15 protein-coding genes are annotated in these 17,031 nt (G+C 42.8%); 8 read left to right on the top strand and 7 right to left on the bottom strand.

The features are described 5' to 3' along the window. The first annotated feature begins 19 nt into the window (after nucleotides 1–19). A complete protein-coding gene (locus tag FUA25_RS00235; protein ID WP_147754894.1) occupies nucleotides 20–364 on the top strand; it encodes a helix-turn-helix domain-containing protein in 345 nt (114 codons plus the stop codon). Then, complete coding sequence (locus FUA25_RS00230; RefSeq protein WP_147754893.1) at nucleotides 358–1,644, top strand: type II toxin-antitoxin system HipA family toxin; 1,287 nt, start codon at nucleotides 358–360, stop codon at nucleotides 1,642–1,644. Before FUA25_RS00235 ends, FUA25_RS00230 begins: the two co-directional genes overlap by 7 nt. Nucleotides 1,645–1,698: 54 nt before the next feature. Here the strand turns inward: FUA25_RS00230 and FUA25_RS00225 are convergent, their stop codons facing one another. The 3 genes from FUA25_RS00225 to FUA25_RS00215 are packed head-to-tail and all read right to left on the bottom strand — an operon-like array spanning nucleotide 1,699 to nucleotide 3,491. Next, entirely contained in the window at nucleotides 1,699–2,322 is a 624-nt protein-coding gene (locus FUA25_RS00225) for a hypothetical protein (protein ID WP_147754892.1), read from the bottom strand. 10 nt (nucleotides 2,323–2,332) lie between these two features. Continuing rightward, complete coding sequence (locus tag FUA25_RS00220) at nucleotides 2,333–2,719, bottom strand: DUF3408 domain-containing protein (protein ID WP_147754891.1); 387 nt, start codon at nucleotides 2,717–2,719, stop codon at nucleotides 2,333–2,335. Nucleotides 2,720–2,723: 4 nt separating this feature from the next. Beyond that, nucleotides 2,724–3,491 (bottom strand): ParA family protein, encoded by a 768-nt coding sequence (locus FUA25_RS00215; protein WP_147754890.1) that lies wholly within the window; start codon nucleotides 3,489–3,491, stop codon nucleotides 2,724–2,726. 661 nt (nucleotides 3,492–4,152) lie between these two features. On the opposite strand from FUA25_RS00215, the gene mobA reads away from it, so the two are divergent. The 3 genes from mobA to mobC all read left to right on the top strand — a co-directional run bounded on the left by mobA (nucleotide 4,153) and on the right by mobC (nucleotide 7,972). Continuing rightward, a complete protein-coding gene (gene mobA, locus FUA25_RS00210; RefSeq protein ID WP_147755658.1) occupies nucleotides 4,153–4,590 on the top strand; it encodes a conjugal transfer protein MobA in 438 nt (145 codons plus the stop codon). 1 nt (nucleotide 4,591) lies between these two features. Beyond that, a complete protein-coding gene (gene mobB, locus FUA25_RS00205; RefSeq protein ID WP_147754889.1) occupies nucleotides 4,592–5,872 on the top strand; it encodes a conjugal transfer protein MobB in 1,281 nt (426 codons plus the stop codon). Between the two features lie 99 nt (nucleotides 5,873–5,971). Then, nucleotides 5,972–7,972 (top strand): conjugal transfer protein MobC, encoded by a 2,001-nt coding sequence (gene mobC / locus FUA25_RS00200; protein WP_147754888.1) that lies wholly within the window; start codon nucleotides 5,972–5,974, stop codon nucleotides 7,970–7,972. A 49-nt stretch (nucleotides 7,973–8,021) separates the two neighbouring features. Here mobC and FUA25_RS00195 read toward each other — a convergent pair whose 3' ends face one another. After that, the gene (locus FUA25_RS00195) at nucleotides 8,022–8,867 is read right to left on the bottom strand and encodes an RteC domain-containing protein (protein WP_147754887.1); all 846 of its coding nucleotides are present in this window, start codon (nucleotides 8,865–8,867) and stop codon (nucleotides 8,022–8,024) included. A gap of 46 nt (nucleotides 8,868–8,913) precedes the next feature. Then, nucleotides 8,914–10,617 carry a helix-turn-helix domain-containing protein gene (locus FUA25_RS00190; RefSeq protein WP_147754886.1) on the bottom strand — a complete coding sequence of 568 codons (1,704 nt, stop codon included), beginning with the start codon at nucleotides 10,615–10,617 and terminating at the stop codon, nucleotides 8,914–8,916. A gap of 275 nt (nucleotides 10,618–10,892) precedes the next feature. On the opposite strand from FUA25_RS00190, the gene FUA25_RS00185 reads away from it, so the two are divergent. The 3 genes from FUA25_RS00185 to FUA25_RS00175 all read left to right on the top strand — a co-directional run bounded on the left by FUA25_RS00185 (nucleotide 10,893) and on the right by FUA25_RS00175 (nucleotide 13,131). Continuing rightward, a complete protein-coding gene (locus FUA25_RS00185; protein WP_147754885.1) occupies nucleotides 10,893–11,111 on the top strand; it encodes a hypothetical protein in 219 nt (72 codons plus the stop codon). A gap of 205 nt (nucleotides 11,112–11,316) precedes the next feature. After that, complete coding sequence (locus FUA25_RS00180) at nucleotides 11,317–12,834, top strand: DoxX family protein (protein WP_147754884.1); 1,518 nt, start codon at nucleotides 11,317–11,319, stop codon at nucleotides 12,832–12,834. Nucleotides 12,835–12,858: 24 nt separating this feature from the next. After that, nucleotides 12,859–13,131 carry a DUF6520 family protein gene (locus tag FUA25_RS00175; protein WP_147754883.1) on the top strand — a complete coding sequence of 91 codons (273 nt, stop codon included), beginning with the start codon at nucleotides 12,859–12,861 and terminating at the stop codon, nucleotides 13,129–13,131. Between the two features lie 39 nt (nucleotides 13,132–13,170). Here FUA25_RS00175 and FUA25_RS00170 read toward each other — a convergent pair whose 3' ends face one another. Further along, the gene (locus FUA25_RS00170) at nucleotides 13,171–15,657 is read right to left on the bottom strand and encodes an alpha/beta hydrolase family protein (protein WP_147754882.1); all 2,487 of its coding nucleotides are present in this window, start codon (nucleotides 15,655–15,657) and stop codon (nucleotides 13,171–13,173) included. Next, nucleotides 15,644–17,026, bottom strand: a complete 1,383-nt coding sequence (locus FUA25_RS00165) for a RagB/SusD family nutrient uptake outer membrane protein (RefSeq protein ID WP_147754881.1) — start codon at nucleotides 17,024–17,026, stop codon at nucleotides 15,644–15,646. The genes FUA25_RS00170 and FUA25_RS00165 overlap by 14 nt, the downstream gene beginning before the upstream one ends. Nucleotides 17,027–17,031 lie beyond the last annotated feature (5 nt).

The raw sequence follows: 17,031 nt of genomic DNA, 5'->3' as shown, positions 1-17,031 counted from the left end.
ACTGACATATCTATACTTTATGAATGATTTATCATACAATAGCGGCACAAGTGATAATTTAATCCTACGGGAAATTGGAAATTTTATTAAATCAAAAAGGATTGATAAGAATATGACACAGGATGAAGTGGCTAAAAGAGCTGCTGTAAGTAGATCAACATTGAGTTTAGCAGAAAGAGGAGAAAGCATTGCAATTACTAATCTTTTAAAAATCTTAAGGACTTTAGATGCATTATATGTTTTAGAACATTTCAAGCCTGTACAGAACATTAGTCCAATACTATTGGCAAAGAGCGCCGAGTCTATACGTAGAAGAGCCTCAAGAAAAGATAATCAATCTGATAAAAATGATTTGGGATGGTAACAGCACATGTGAAATTATGGGGTAAAAGAATTGGAGCCGTTGTTTGGGATGAAACACAAAATATAGGTTTTTTTGAATATGAGAAATCATTTTTATCTGATAATCTCAATGTTGCGCCTCTAAAAATGCCATTATCCTCTAAAGTCTACTCTTTTCCGGAATTGAGAAATACATTTACTTTTAAGGGGTTACCTGGTCTTTTGGCTGATAGTCTTCCAGATAAATATGGTAATGAATTGATTAATATATGGTTGGCAAGAAACGGAAGAGTTGAAAACTCGGCTAATCCTGTAGAATTATTATGCTTTATAGGCAGCCGCGGAATGGGGGCTTTAGAATTTGAACCTAATACACTGTCTCCTACGGCAATTTCTAAAGATATAGAGTTGACAAGTCTAATCGAGACGACAATGACTCTATTAAAAAGCAGAGAGAATTTTGAAGCTCACACCGATCAGGAAATGCAAGATGTGATGCTTGATGTTCTGAAAATGGGTACATCAGCAGGTGGGGCTCGCCCTAAGGCTATTGTTGCATACAACGAAAAAAATGGCACAATAAGATCTGGTCAGACATTACACGATGAGGGATTTGAACATTGGTTACTTAAATTTGACGGTGTAAATGATGCACAGTTCGGAATAAGCTATGGATATGGCACAGTAGAGATGGCATACTATAAAATGGCTACTTCCATTGGTATAAATATGATGGAAAGCCGGTTGATAGAAGAAGATGGGAGAGCACATTTCATGACTAAACGATTTGACCGACTACAGGGTAATCAGAAATTACATGTGCAAACGCTTTGTGCTATCCAACATTATGATTTTAGTCAAATAACAAGTTATAGTTACGAACAACTGTTTCAGACGATGAGACTATTGAAACTGTCCTATGCGGAAGCTGAACAGATGTTTTTAAGAATGGTGTTCAATGTCTTGGCAAGAAATTGTGATGATCACACCAAGAATTTTGCTTTTTTAATGAACCAGGAAGGTGAATGGTCTCTATCTCCCGCTTATGATGTTTGCTATGCATATCGCCCAGATAGTGCATGGGTGAGTCAGCATAATCTCAGCATAAATGGTAAAAGGAGTAATTTTGTAATGGAGGATCTTTTGTCTATTGCAAAGCAAAATTCAATTCGGAATCCGGAAAAGATAATCCAGAATGTGCTTAGTGCTGTTAATGAATGGTCTTATTATGCAGATAGTTGTAAAGTAAATAAAGATTTAAAAGAACTGATAGATAGCAGCATAATTAAATCATTTAAATAATGTTATAGCAGCTAAAATTGCTATGACACATTCTCAAATAAAAGAGGAGCTTGATTAAACAAACTCCCCAATATCGAAACCTTCTGCATCATCTTTGCGTTTGGAAGAAATGGCCGCTCCGTCATTCGGAATACTCTGGCTCAGCAAAGAAGCAATTCGCTTTGCAGCGTCATCCAGTGAATTTTCTAAAAGACTGAAAAGCTCGGTTCCGTGAATTTTTTGAATTATATGGACCGCTTGTTGTTCTAAGACAGGATTCAACATATCTTGTTGAAGCAAATGTCCCGCAGTACTTAATTCCTGAAAGGTAACCCCTGTAGCAAACCCGCTTTCAATCTGAGAAACTTCCTGATATTGCCAGTCTTCCTCCTCTTCCTCCCAATCATTATTTTTGACCGATATATCACCAGGATCTTTCTTCTGATCATTCCTGTCAAAAATTTCCTCCTTGGTTTCTGAATCAAAATTACCTTCATCCGTTATTATGGAAACTTCCTGGCGTTGATCAGAAGCACTTTGCATCAATTGTCTGTCAGTTTTCTTTATTTCTCCCATAACAGAAGGCATATCCAACGGAGTATTGTCCCTTTTTTCCTGTGGGCAGGTACTGGAAAACTTCTTATCCAAAAGCAGCAGCACTATAATGGTCAGCAGACCGATTATGATTATTTTTTCCATAAACTCATATTTAAAAGATGGGACGGTATTTATTGTGGAAATCATCTGTGATCTCTTTTTCAAACATTTCAAAGTGATGGGCCAGTATATTGTCGAGATAAGCGTACAAAGGAATTTGATCATCAGCAATGATCTGAATGATACGTGATAACCGCTCATGATATTCCGCACGTATGTATATGCTTTTATCTCCACGCTTGGTCATGGAATGATGGGTCAAAAAATTCTCAACGTACCTTACATCGTTATTTCTTTTACTTTTGTCTTTGTTTTTTTGAACCGGTTTTTCCTTTGCGAAATCTATCTCGTTGGCCGGTGGTTCCTTCTTTCCACCAGCCATTATGGACATCAGATATTGTTCATCGATAATGTTGTCCTCTCCGTTCTTATTTTCCATTCGATTACAATTTGACAATTTTTAAAAATTCATCCATAAGCTGGTCCAGCCTGCATAAAGTCATCAGTTTCGGGTTGGCCGGCAACAAGGTCGAACGGAAAACTGTTTTTGCAACTATTTCGCCTTCTTTGCGGAATCTTTTGCTGTCCTTGATGGAGGTTTCCATTAATCGAAGACCCAGATCTTTGATGACTTTCTCATAATTTTTATACAGTGATGTTTTTTCCCTGCCATCAACCTGATTCCAGAAAAGCTGGATGCTTTTAATCTCGGTATGCTTTTCTTTCATCAGGACATTGGTCAGCACATCCGTAAAGCTCAGGGTACTTTCCAGAACGACCCGGTCTGCCATTATGGGAGAAAAGATATAATGCACGTTAGCAAGGGTGTTCAAAATGCCTGCTGAATTGACCGTTCCGGGTAAATCCAGGAAAACAACGTCCGGGGTAACTTCGGAGTTGCCAACATATGCTTCGAGCTCTTCCAGAACCGTATCGGTCTTGCTTTGGAAGACAGGATACGCTTTTTTATTAATGGTGGTAAACTGCTTATGTGCCATTTTTTTCAGAACCTCATTTTGCATCACTGTTTTTAAATCCCTTTCTCTCATCTGGACCAAACTGTACTGGGGAAAGTCACAGTCAAAAACTGCGACATTATAACCCATTCTGTAATGGAGGATACTGGCGATCAGTGCGGTAAAAGTGCTTTTCCCTACTCCTCCTTTCTGAGTCGAAAAGGCAATAATTGACGGTTGCTTTTTTGTTTTCATTTTTTTGATTTTATAGTTAAACTTGGTTCGTATTAATATTTCATGGTTTCCGTTCATGTTTGAATGAGACCGAACCTGGCCGTCCTGACAGCACAAGAATCTGTGCAAGGATTCCTGACTTCCCGCTGTATGGGAAGCTTTCAGTAAACCGTTCAGGCATGCTGCGGTGAACAGTTTCTGTACTTCAGTCAAGATGTATTTCTTGATCGTTATCCGGTGAGCAGTCATTCCGGAAAGCCGGCAAGCTTGAAGGCTTGCCTTAAAGGTCTCAAACAATTCTGCCATATGGCACGCCTGCTGACATTCCTGTGCAAATAAATCAAATACTGATATGTGCAGTGCCGTGCCGGTTGCCTTTGGCTCGAAATGGTTGCCTTTGGCATGGCCAAGGGCAGATACACTTTTATCGATTCTCAATTACTTTGTCACTGAAGAACGGAGCGGCCTTGGGAGGTTTTCAATATCTCCCTGTTTTAAATCTCCAGAGTAGGTCAGAGGGATTAGATCTATTGTATTGATTAGGAGTATCCTTTCACCCGAAAGGGGCAAGTTGTGTTTTGAGCTTCCCGAAACGTTTTCGGATGCTCAAAACAACTTGCCCTGCCGGGGGCAGAAAACGCTCTCCGAAGTCGAGGTTTTATAAAAAATTAATCAGACGATGATGAATGATCATAATGGTAAACAAATGAAAAAGACAGGACGCCGTCCAAAAACTGATCCCGCCAAGATCCGGTATACAATTTCGTTCAATGAAGTGGATCATTCTCGCTTTCTTGAACTTTTTGAACAGTCGGGAATGGAAGTAAAAGCTCATTTTATTACATCCTGCATTTTTGGAAAGACGGTCAAAACCATAAAAGTGGATAAGGGAACGGTGGATTTCTATATGCGGTTAACCTCATTTCACAGTCAGTTTCGTGCTGTTGGAGTGAATTATAACCAGATGGTGAAACTGTTATACCTTAATTTTTCCGAGAAAAAAGCGGCCGCTATTTTATACAGATTGGAAAGACAAAGCTTGGAATTGACCGATATTTTCAAAAAAGTAATCCAGCTTACAGAAGAATTTAATCAGAAACATTTGAAAAATTCAGAATGAAATGATTGCAAAAATTGGAAGAAGCAGTAATCTCTACGGAACATTATCCTACAACAATTTAAAAATTGAAAAGGGTAAGGGAGAAATACTGTTGCTGAACAAAATGATTGAAACGCCTGACGGCAGTTACTCTGTTGCTCAATTGGTGAAATCATTTGAACCTTATCTGACTGCAAACCGCAATACAGAAAAGCATACCCTGCATATTTCGCTCAATCCGGACCCAAGAGATAAGGTCAATGATGACAGGTACAGGGAAATGGCGGAAGACTATATGCGGGAAATGGGTTATGGAGAGCAGCCTTTTATCGTATTCAAACATACCGATATAGACCGCAACCACATCCATATTGTATCTGTCTGCGTTGATGAGGCGGGAAAAAAAATTTCTGATAAATTTGAAAAAATCCGCTCTATGAAGTCTTGCCGGGAATTGGAAAGAAAATACGGACTGATCGCCGTACAGGATAAAAAACATCGTCAGAATGATAAAATTTTTCGACCGGTGGATTACAGGACCGGGGATATAAAAAGTCAGATGGCTTCCATTATCCGGCATTTGCCGAACCATTATAAATTTCAGACTTTTGGCGAGTACAATGCATTACTGTCCCTGTTACACATGACTACCGAAAAAGTGGAGGGTGAACTTCACGGTAAGCACTGGCGGGGTTTACTGTACTTTGCTTTAAATGAGAATGGCGAAAGAGCCGGGCATCCGTTTAAAGCTTCCCTATTCGGTAAAAAAGCGGGGCTTACGGCTTTGGAATTCCATTGTTCGAAATGCAAAACAGCTTTGAAAGATTCCCCGATCAAACACACTTTAAAATCTATTCTTACCATAACCCTTCAGACTACAACCAATGAACAGGAGTTTAAAAAACAGTTAATGGAGCAGGGCATTGACATTATGGTCCGCAGAAATCAGGCAGAGCGTATTTATGGGATCACTTTTATAGACCACCATTCTAAAACAGTTTGGAACGGTTCCCGATTGGGAACGGAACTTTCAGCCAACAGATTTAATGAGCATTGGAATAACAGTATCAAAGCCCCCGGTAATGAAACTGTTAAACTTCAGCCTAAAGGATCCGAATCAAATGACACCACTCTTCCTGCGGAACCACCCCATCATTCAGTTGAATTCATGAACACTTTTGAAAAACAGGAATCCGATTTTATTGGGGCATTGGCCGGTTTGCTTCCCGAAGCGCAGGGGGAAGATTACGAGGAAATTGATTTTGCAAACAGAATGAAGAAAAAACGCAAACGGCAAGGTTGAAGTAGGCCAAACACGGTCACCTAACGCCAACGGTTACCACCTTTAACAGTCATTCCGCCGGGCCTTTAAATTCACGCCTGAACAATAAAAATTTATAAAATGCAGGGAGAAGATGATTTAAGAGGGCTTGCCAAAATTATGGCTTTTATGCGGGCGGTCAGCATTCTACTGGTACTGATGCATCTTTATTGGTTTTGCTACGGCTTTTTTACACAACGGGGCTGGACGCTGGAACTCATCAATAAAATATTAGCTAATTTCCAACGCACGGCCGGCTTGTTTTCGCACCTCCTTTATACAAAAGTGTTTGCTTTGGTATTGCTGGCTTTAAGTTGCTTAGGTACAAAAGGCATAAAGAATGAAAAAATAACCTGGTCCAGGATTTATGCGGCTTTAGCAGTTGGTCTTGTCCTGTTCTTTTTTAATTCCCCTTTACTGAAGTTATCACTTAAAACCGCCGCATTTCTTTATATCCTTACCACAAGCTTTGGTTATATTGCATTAATGGTTGCGGGTGTCTGGATGAGCCGTTTGCTCCGCACCCATTTGATGGATGATGTTTTCAATAATGAGAACGAGAGTTTTCTGCAGGAAACTAAATTAATGGAAAACGAATATTCCGTTAACCTGCCAACAAAATTCTTCTACAAAGGCAAATGGAATGATGGTTGGATCAATATCGTGAATCCCTTTCGTGCCACAATTGTCCTGGGGACTCCAGGTTCCGGAAAATCCTACGCTATCGTAAACAGCTACATCAAACAGCAGATTGAAAAAGGATTTTCAATGTACATCTACGATTTTAAATTCGATGATCTTTCCACCATTGCCTATAACCATTTATTAAATCATTCGGAGGCTTACCCCATAAAACCTAAATTCTATATCATCAACTTTGACGATCCAGGGAAGAGCCACCGCTGCAATCCTTTGAATCCTGTTTTTATGACCGATATATCCGATGCTTATGAAGCCGCATATACCATAATGCTGAACCTTAACAGAAGTTGGATTCAGAAACAAGGAGACTTTTTTGTTGAATCACCAATTATCCTTTTAGCTGCCATCATCTGGTTTTTAAAAATATTTAAGAATGGTAAATACTGCACCTTTCCGCATGCCATTGAACTGCTGAATAAGAAATATGAGGATGTTTTTACAATCCTAACTTCCTACTCCGAACTGGAGAACTACCTCTCCCCTTTTATGGATGCCTGGCAGGGCGGAGCGCAGGACCAGCTGCAGGGACAGATTGCTTCAGCAAAGATCCCTTTGTCGAGGATGATCTCACCGCAACTCTATTGGGTGATGACCGGAGATGACTTCTCTCTGGACATCAATAATCCAAAGGAACCTAAAATATTATGCGTCGGTAATAACCCTGATCGGCAGAATATATACTCCGCTGCCTTGGGTCTCTATAATTCCAGAATTGTCAAGCTGATCAATAAAAAGGGTCAACTGAAAAGTTCGGTGATCATTGATGAACTACCTACCATTTATTTTAGAGGATTAGACAATCTGATCGCAACCGCAAGAAGCAACAAGGTATCTGTATGCCTGGGGTTTCAGGACTTTTCTCAGTTGACAAGGGACTATGGGGACAAGGAAAGCAAGGTGATTCAAAATACGGTGGGTAATATTTTCAGCGGACAGGTCGTGGGAGAAACTGCTAAAGCATTATCTGAAAGATTTGGCAAAGTCCTGCAGAAAAGACAAAGCATCTCCATCAACAGAAATGATACTTCCACATCCATTTCCACCCAACTGGACAGCTTGATTCCAGCCTCAAAGATCTCAACACTGACCCAGGGGTTTTTCGTAGGGGCAGTTGCTGACAATTTTGATGAAAGAATAGAACAGAAAATATTCCATTCAGAGATTGTCGTTGACAACATCAAACTTTCTGCGCAGGAAAGGTACTATCAAAAAATACCCCAGATCCGTTCATTTGTTGATGATCATGGAAATGACCGCATGCAGGAAGAAATCACCAATAACTATAAAAGTATCAAAGCCGATGTCCTTATGATCATCAGGGATGAAACGGATAGAATATCAAATGATCCGGAACTGTTGCATCTGATCAATAAAAGCTAAAGAAAACCTCAATTGGAATTGAACACCATTCAAGGTTTTCCAATTTAAGTTATTCACCTTCAGTGTCCTTAAAGTGCTGACTGAGATGATCACTGACTAAGTGCAAAAACTTTGTGGGACCCTGTTTCCGGTTCCGGATTTCAAATATTGTTTTGTGAAAGTTGCCGAGGTCTGTGTCCAGAGATTTTTCCACAAATTTGACAACTTCACTAAGTTCAATATTGCCCCCGTTGAAACACCGCATCTGATACAGGCCATACACCAGTTCGATCAGACCCACCTTGGATGCTGACCAAACCAACGGTGACAGGGTTTTGCCATTTGCATTTTCACTTAATCCTTCAAGTTGCTTTTTCAGGTATTTGTCCATTTGCTGGTTTGCCATAAATCTTGCGATCATATGATCGTGAGAAGTGGTAAAACTCTGGTCAAAATTGTAAAAGCCAAACGATAATTTCATTTTCAGATCGTAAGAATTTCTGACGAATATTTTGTGGTCGAGATAGGTGGCTTCCCGTCGGTAATAACTGTAAAACTCAGCATGCTCCTGATAAAATTGTCTTAATTTTTCCTGTTCCGCCTCGTAGTATTTTTTCACGGCCTTATTCCCGGCATTCGGCTTGTGGGATTCAAGCTCTAAAATGGTGGAATAATAGATGAATTTTGAAATGAACGGGGGCTTCAGTATTTTAAAGAAATACACCTCCTCAGGGATGCTTTCAAAATGATGATCTGAAATCATTTCCTTTAATTTTCTGATGGATTCATCAATCAGTATCAATGAATTCTCTGCGACCTTTACCATATCCTGATCATCGTCGTACACTTCTTTGATCTTTAACTCCAGGTCGTCACGTAATCTCGTAATTTTTCTGAAAACAGTTCTTGTTACCATGTCCTTTTTTCAGAAATTTACAAAAATTCGGCTATTCAGTATATGATCAGCTGATTCCTAATTCCTGTTTGCGCTTCTTGATGTAGTCGGCAGGGCGGATTCCGTTGATTTCAAAGAACAGGTTCGAGAAATTCTGGCGGGATGCGATGCCGCACTCATTCGCCAGTGCTTCGATGGTGAAGCGGAGGTACATATTATTGTTATTGAGCAGATGGGTAATATAGTTTATCCTGAGTTCCGCCATATATTTATTGAAGTTCATCCCCTTTTGTTCATTAATATAGACGGACAGATAATGGGAATTGGTCGACAACTTGACGGCGACATCCTTTTCGGTTAGCCCCTTTTTCAAAAACTGCTTTTCCAGTTCAAATTTTTCCAGCTTTCCTCTTATCTCTATGGTCATTTCCGGTGTCAAAAAAGTCTTCCTCAAGGCAGGTTCTGCCGGTTCTGCCTGTATAATATCTTGGACGTTATAACTTCCTTCTGACAGTCTCTTCTGCAGCAGGTCATACTGTTTCTTTATTTTCCGGTCTTTAATATATCTTACTACAAATAAAGCAAGGAGAATTATTCCGGATAATATGAGAATCTTGGCAAGCCTTATTTTTCTCTTACCGGCCTTCTCAATATCATTCTTTTGGTCGATCAGTGTTTTCCGGTCATAATCTTTATGAAGCTTTGAAGACAGGTAAGGATAATCCCGTGAAATCATACTGTCGGCCTTAAGCAGCTGACTGGTATAGTACAGCTGTCTGTTCAAATTGTTGTCCTTATAATATTCAATAAGATAATAATAACTCCCGTAAACCTCAGGCGCTATATATCCGTGCTTATTGAAGATGGCATCTATTTCACTGTAATAATGGACCGCTTGGCCTGGATCATTTTGGGCTTCGGAAATCCGGCCCAGATAATAGTAGATCACTGAAACCCACGCAAAATCTCTTCGTTTGGAGATCAAAGGCAATGCGCTGTTCAGGTCTTTCTCTGCCCCGGCATAGTCTTTCTTGTGAAATTTTATAATCCCCATGCTTTTAAGAAAATAGCTGTGTTCGAGCGCGAAATCAGCATCACCTGCAGTGAGTTGATATCCCAACTTGCTCAGGCTGTCACTTTTTATGAAGTTCTTAAGGTACCTGTTGGTGACCGTCAGCTGATGAAGACTGTTGAGATAGGCCTTCTTATAATTGAACCGTTCATTGTCGTGAAGATTCTGTTTTAACCTTGATCCGTAAAAATCTGCGCATTCCCGAAAGTGTTCCAGAGCTTCATCATAATACCCCAAATGTTCTTTGACGATCCCCAGGTGGTAAATGACTTTATAATGATGATATTCATCTTTTGATCCTTTCGAATATTCATAGGCTTTCAGGTATTGATCCAGGGCAAGTTTATACTTTTTGTGATAGAAGTAATAGATGATTCCCTTGCTCAGATAATCTTTGCTGATATCGTCAGTTGTTCCGTGATTCAAACTTACGGCTATGACACTGTCCGCATATCTGATCTTGTTATGCAGATCAAACTGTCTGCCGTCTCTGTACCCCTGAATTAATTTAAGAGGGCTGTTTTCCTTTTTAGCCTTTTGAATGTACAATTGCACATAGGGCATCGCATCCCTGTCATCAATGGTCATCTTTTCATAGTTTTTTCTGATCTCACTGAACGTCCATTCTTTCTTTTGCTGGGAAAACAGCACATTGGAAAATGCAGAAAACAGAACAAGAAGGTAATTTAACTTTTTCATATACCCATATTAGAACCTCATCCTCTCAAAATTAAACATTTTGTATCTAAATCTGCCAGTTTTCAGAGAGTTGAGAGCTCGTAAAGGAATACTTTTCCAAACTCCTGATCCATAACGGAATAAAGGTAAATTATTTACGTATCAATTTTAAAATTGACACGTATCTATTTTAAAATTGCCTCATAGAGCAGTTTTTTCAGGGGCTGGTGCCCTATAACTTTGGCTTCAGAATTCTAATTCAATCCGGCCGGGATAACCAATTAAAAAAAATTAAAATGAAAAAGTTTATCCCAATTTTTAGTCTAGCAATAGGGTCAGTTTTCCTTCAAAACTGTACAAACCGAGATGAAGATGTCATTTCAGAAAATAATCAGCTCGATGAAATCGTAAAAACGACAATGATGAAGGGAGATTCAACCCAAACATCAGAAGAAACTGTAGATCCGGATCCGCCGGTCAGAGATGGTGACAATTGGCGGCATGTCCCTAAATAACTGTTCAATTTTTATGACCTATGATTCCCCGTACCTCCATATCAGTTGTCACAGGCTTACCATGTCCGGAAAGCGGCATCTGGGAAAGTATGGGGAATTTCCGAACGACAGTCACCGTATTAAAAGGAGAGAAAATGCCTGATTACTGTGGAAAAAAAACCAGCTGGAAATTAATCATTGCCTGTTAAAATTATAAAAATACGCCATGAGAAAGATACCTTCCATAATCGTTGATCTGATATCATACTTTTTTGTACTGCTGTTTATTTACGCTGGTATGAGCAAGATGATGGATTTTGAGAATTTCCAGGTGCAGATCGGGCAGTCGCCGCTGCTCAGTGCTTACGCCGGATTCGTTTCGTACGCAGTGATTGCAGCAGAACTCCTTATTTCAGGTCTGCTGCTGAACCAAAGGACACGGCTTGCCGGGCTGTACGCATCATTCACCCTAATGGTGGCGTTTACCGTCTATATTTACCTGATCCTGAATTACAGTGATTTTGTCCCGTGCTCATGCGGCGGCATCCTGGAGAAAATGGGATGGACGGAGCATCTGATCTTCAATATCGGCTGTGTGGTTCTGGCTGCAACAGGGGTACAGGTTCTGGAAAAAGACCATGCTGCCGGCCTGCGCAGACCGATACTGAAGATGGCGGCGGTATTTCTTCTGGGATCAGGCGGTATGATTGCCCTCTTCTTTTCTTCGGAACATCTCATAGAAAGAGAAAATAATTTTACGAGGAGGTATCCCCACCATCCGATTGTTGAGGACAAGTCTTATGACCTGAAAGTCAACTCCTATTATTTTGCCGGAAGCGAAGCGGGCAGCATCTATCTTGGGAATCCCACCAGCCCTTTCAGAATCCTGAAGATGGACAGCCTTTTCAAAAAACCCGACACCATCGACGTGGTGCCGAGCACGGACAGAGACTTCCGCCATCTCAGGTATCTGGTGCAGAACAGTATGCTCTTTGCCTACGACGGTATGGTGCCAGTAATTTATGCAGCACCCATCGATTCGCTGCAGCATCCGCTGCGCGAGATCAGCAGTGATCAAGCGTACTTCGATCAGTTTGTAGTGCTTTCTCCCACCCAATTCATGTTACGGGTGGAAGAAAAAACATCGCAGCGGACAGGACTTGCCACTCTTACGTTAGGAGAAAAATACCGGGTACAGATTAACAGCAGCGTACTGACGGCTAAGGCAGACGGGGGTTTCGATGCCGACGGGCAGCTGCTGTATGATACTGCAGAGGGATATGCCTACTATCTGTTTTATTACAGAAACCAGATCCTTAAGCTAAACAGTTCACTCAAAGTCGTTTCACGTATGAAAACCATTGACACGGTTTCTACAGCACGAATAAAGGTGAAAAATTTGCAGGACGGGCGAAAAAAGATGACCGAACCGCCCCTCAGGGTGAACAGGTATATGGCCGTGCACAAAGGCCTGCTTTTCAGTGCATCCAATCTGATCGGCAGGCATGAATCAAAAGAGCTTTGGAAAAAGAATACTGTTGTAGATGTATATACAACAGCACCTGCGGGCTACTGGGGCAGTATGTATGTCCAGAACCGCGATAAAAATAAAATGTCCAGGATGTTCATAACCGACCAGTATTTCTATGTACTGTCGGGTGATGTGATAGTCCGTTACCGCTGCGCGCAAGCACTTACAGACCATTTCATCAACGGGAGAAGCCGAAAACCCGGTTCAGAGTAGGCAAAACAATTAAATTTTTATGAAATGAAAAATTTTAAAAAATTTCTGCTGCCCGCCTTTATGGTGCTTGCAGGAGCAGGAAGTGCATTCGCAACTCATGTGAACAAAGAGAATACCAAGGCTGTAAGGCCGGGGTTTGCTTATCATTTCGGAGAAAACCCGGAATGTATTGACGCGCAGAAAGAGTGCGATACCCAAGGTACTGTAGTATGTACCGGTGATGTGGGCATGGGCACTGAGACGCTGTATGAACTCAGCGGTACGGGCTGCCCAAACAGCCTCTGGGAAATCCAGTAAGGTTAACAGCCAAAAAGGGATGCCGCAAGGCATCCTTTTTTAATTTTCCCCTTCCCGGATCCAATCCTTTTCAAGTCCTTTAAGATGGTAACCGAACCAATCCGAAATCCTGATAAAAAGGTCTTCGCGGTTGGCAGTATTCAGGAGGTTATGTCCATCTCCTCTATAAAAAAGGGCCACCACCTTCTTCCCGTTCCTGCGGAGCCCGAGGTAAAATTCCATGGTCTGGTCCCAGGCAATGTTTTCATCCTTCGTCCCGGCCCACAGGAGAATGGGGCTGCTCACCTTCTCGGCATGATAAACGGGACTGTTGTCTGTATAGAGGTTCTTGTCTTCCGCAAAAGGTTTGAACATGCGGTACTGCTGTTCCTCAAACTGCCAGTAAAACGGACTGACAAAGTTGTAGTTGAATGAATGGTAGGACCGAACCAGATCGCTGTTTCCGGCTCCGCCCACATAAGCAGCAAAACGCCTGCTCTGGGTCGCAATGAAGTTGGTTTCATAGCCGCCATGTGAATGGCCCATCAGCCCCACCTTCTGCATATCTACGGAAGGCATATCCTTCAGGGCATCCAGTGCACTTTCCACACAGTCCAGAGCCGAGCGGCCAGGCCCCCTTCCGTCATACACGATATCCGGAAGGTAAATGAAGTAGCCTCTTTCGAGGTAATAACGGATGTTCATCCCTTCGATCCTGCTGGCAAAACCGTCCCGTAAATATCTGTTGCTCTGGTTCCGCAAAAGCTCATAGATGCCGGTGATCATTGGGTACTTCTTTTGCGGATCGTAGTGTGACGGATAAAAAAGGAGGCTCTGCAGCGGGACACCACGGGAGTTCTTATAAATTTTCTTCTCCATCCTCACCAATGCTGAACGGGTATCAGCTGGGTTGCTCCGAAAGAGTTCCTTCTCGTTACCCTTCCTGTTCAACATCAAAACCGGCGGGCGGTTGTAATTGCTCTTCACATACAAAAAACTCCTCCCATCCGGCATCGCAGCTGCCAGATTCACGTATTCTGCCGAGGGCTTATAGAGCAGCCGGAACTTATTCTTATGGTAAACACCCACTGCCTGCTCCATGGTTTCAGGGTGGGTAATCTTTATCAGCAGCGGGCAGGAGCCGTCAAACCAATCGGTGCTGAAACGGCTTTCCGCGCCCAGCCTGGTCCTTGTGCCGTTCAGTACCGAAGCTTCAAACCCTTCCGGTAACGGAATGACCTCCATGGTATTGTCATAAATATCATATTCGTTGATCGTGCCCGCGCCGGCAAATACAATTCTCTCCCCTTTTTCATCAAAATACGGTCTGGCATCCGGGTCTGCTTTTATGATTCGTTTTTCTTTGGTATCCAGCGAAAAAAGCACCCAGTCGGTATAGTCGTAGGAGAGCAGGTACTTTCCTTTCGGATCCATCATACAATACACCCCCGTTGTTCCAAGCAGGTCATATTTACCCTGCACGAGGTCATAGCGCCAGAGCTCATACGGAATTCGTTCTTTGGTGTAATCCTGATGCAGGGACGGATTGAGCGCCAGCAGGAAGCGCTCGTTGCCCGGATCGACGTGTTTTGTAAACCGCACATCCTCAAGCGGCGTTACCCTATCCTGTGCGGGCTCCCATAGGTAATATTTCAGGGAAAGGCCGTTCTGAAATTTCTTTCCCAGATCATTGTCATTGCCGTACCAAATGTCAACGGCGGATTTCTGAACGACAGGGGCAGATGCCGTCATCGTCATGAAATAGTTTCCGGGTTGACTTTCGGAAACTGCAGCAACGTTCTTAAAGGACAGCGACTTATCATTTAGCAGCGGTGAGGTGGTACCTGCTCCGATATCAATATGGTTTACCGCTACTTCTCCGGTGACCGGATCGGTTTCATGAACAATGAAGCGCTGTCCTTCATAAAAATCAAGTGTAATTTTGGGACTGGAAGCGGTGTACACCAATTGCTTTAATAGACTTGACCACTGCACGAGAACATACGAATTCCCCCTCTTCTGAATATAAAACAGCTGATCCTCCCTCTGCTCTATTGTGGTGACTTCTTTTATCTCTTCAACAACATGCGCCTCCTCATCATATATCCTCAGAATCCCCTTCTGCAGTAACACAAAGCCATTATCCTTCTCCAGAAAAAAAGCCTTGGTAACGCCCTCCCAGACCTGCGGTCTCAGGAGAGGGAGTTTCAGGTATTTTACCGTACCGCTTCCCGTCATAAACAGGTAGCCATTCTTTGAATAGTGCAGCAGGTTAGGATATACTCCCGCTGTCTGAAAAATGATGCGGCCCGGGATGGTGGCAGAAACCAACACCAGTGTATCGGCACCGCTTTCATAGTTTTTCTGGAATGAAATGTATTTACTGTCGGGGGATGGCCTTATCCATGCCAGATCGTAGGTTTTCCCAGTGAAGGGACTTCCTGCAGAAAGACCTTTATTCTGCGCGGATAATCGGATGCCTATAAAAAAGAGCAGGAGAACACCAAGCGGCAGTTTCAGCTGCATTTTCCACTTAATACCCATCATTCTGCGGATTAAGATTGGGATTGAGTAGCAGTTCGGACACCGGCACCGGCCAATGGATATGCCAGGATTTCCAGTTGGGTTTTACCGCACTAAGATCGTTCAGGCGGCCAGCTCTTTTAAGGGTAAGGAAGCGGATGCCCCTTTCGGTGAAAAACTCTTTCCTGTTCTCGTTAAGGATCTCATTGAGCAACTGGACTTTTGTGAGGGTTAACGGTGCTGCACTGATTCCTGCCTTCTGTTTGACGGCATTCAGATAAGGAAGGGCTTCGCCCAGTTTATTTTGCTGCACCAAGGCCTCAGCCAGAAGCAGGTAGGCCTCCTCCAGCCTGAACACGACCGAGTATTCATCCGTATTGTTCACCGTGTTGCGGTATTTGTCGGGTCGGTAATAGGTTTTGCCTGCGATCACTATTGATTTGACCCAATTCTGTTTACGCAGGTCATTGGATGCAAAACTAAGAGCCAGCGGATCGGACAGTGTGTAGGTATTGGGCAATGCGCTTACAAAATAATACAGCGTGGCCTCATTGGTGGGATTGCCGGGTTTCAGCGGTTTCAGTTGCCACAGGATATGTTTTCCAGTCATCTTGAAGGTCTTAGTGAGGTCGGGCTGCCATATATAGAGCGGATTCTGCACGATTCCTTTCAGCAGGGTCTCGGCTTCAGCGTACTGCTGCCGGGTCATCAACACCGTAGCCAGTAAGATTTCAGCAGTCTTGCGGTTCGCATAAATGCGTTCCGTACTGCGATAGGAATCCTCCATCATTGCAGCAGCATCATACAGATCCTGGCGGATCTTCAGCAACACTTCCGCTTCAGCTGTACGGGACAGGCTTTTGTTCACCATGTAATCGGTCGTGGTGGTGTACGGGATGTCCCCGAAGACCTCGGTCAGGTAAAAATACACGAGTGAACGCAGGAAAAGCGATTCCCCCCTGATCCTTCTCCGGTCCGGCTCTGAAATGGCCGTACTGCTCTCGATGCCTTCTATAATTGAATTGGCCATATAAATCTCCTTGTAGGCATTGCTCCAGACCAATTTAATCCTGGTATTGGAGGGCAGTTGTGTATTGCTGAAAATATCGAAGTCGGAATTCTGCGTGGCTACTCCGTACCCGTAAAGGTCATCGGCATAGGCTCCCAACTCGGCACCTGCACCCGGCGAGCCTCCGCTGATAAGGGAATAGGCCTGCATCTCCGCATACAGGTTGCTGAGTGCCGCATCGGCAGTGCTTACCGATTCAAATACCTGTCCGGTACTGATCTGGTTAATGGGTTCGTTTACCTCTACGAGGTCTTCACAGGAAGAGAGCAGGGTAAAGAGGACAAGGGCCGCTCCGGCGGCATATCGGGTATGTTGTTTTTTCATTTTTT

The organism is Chryseobacterium sp., assembly GCF_008014695.1.
Taxonomy (GTDB): Bacteria; Bacteroidota; Bacteroidia; order Flavobacteriales; family Weeksellaceae; genus Kaistella.
Note: the sequence above shows the minus strand (reverse complement) of the source record. Positions and strands in the feature narration are given on the sequence as shown.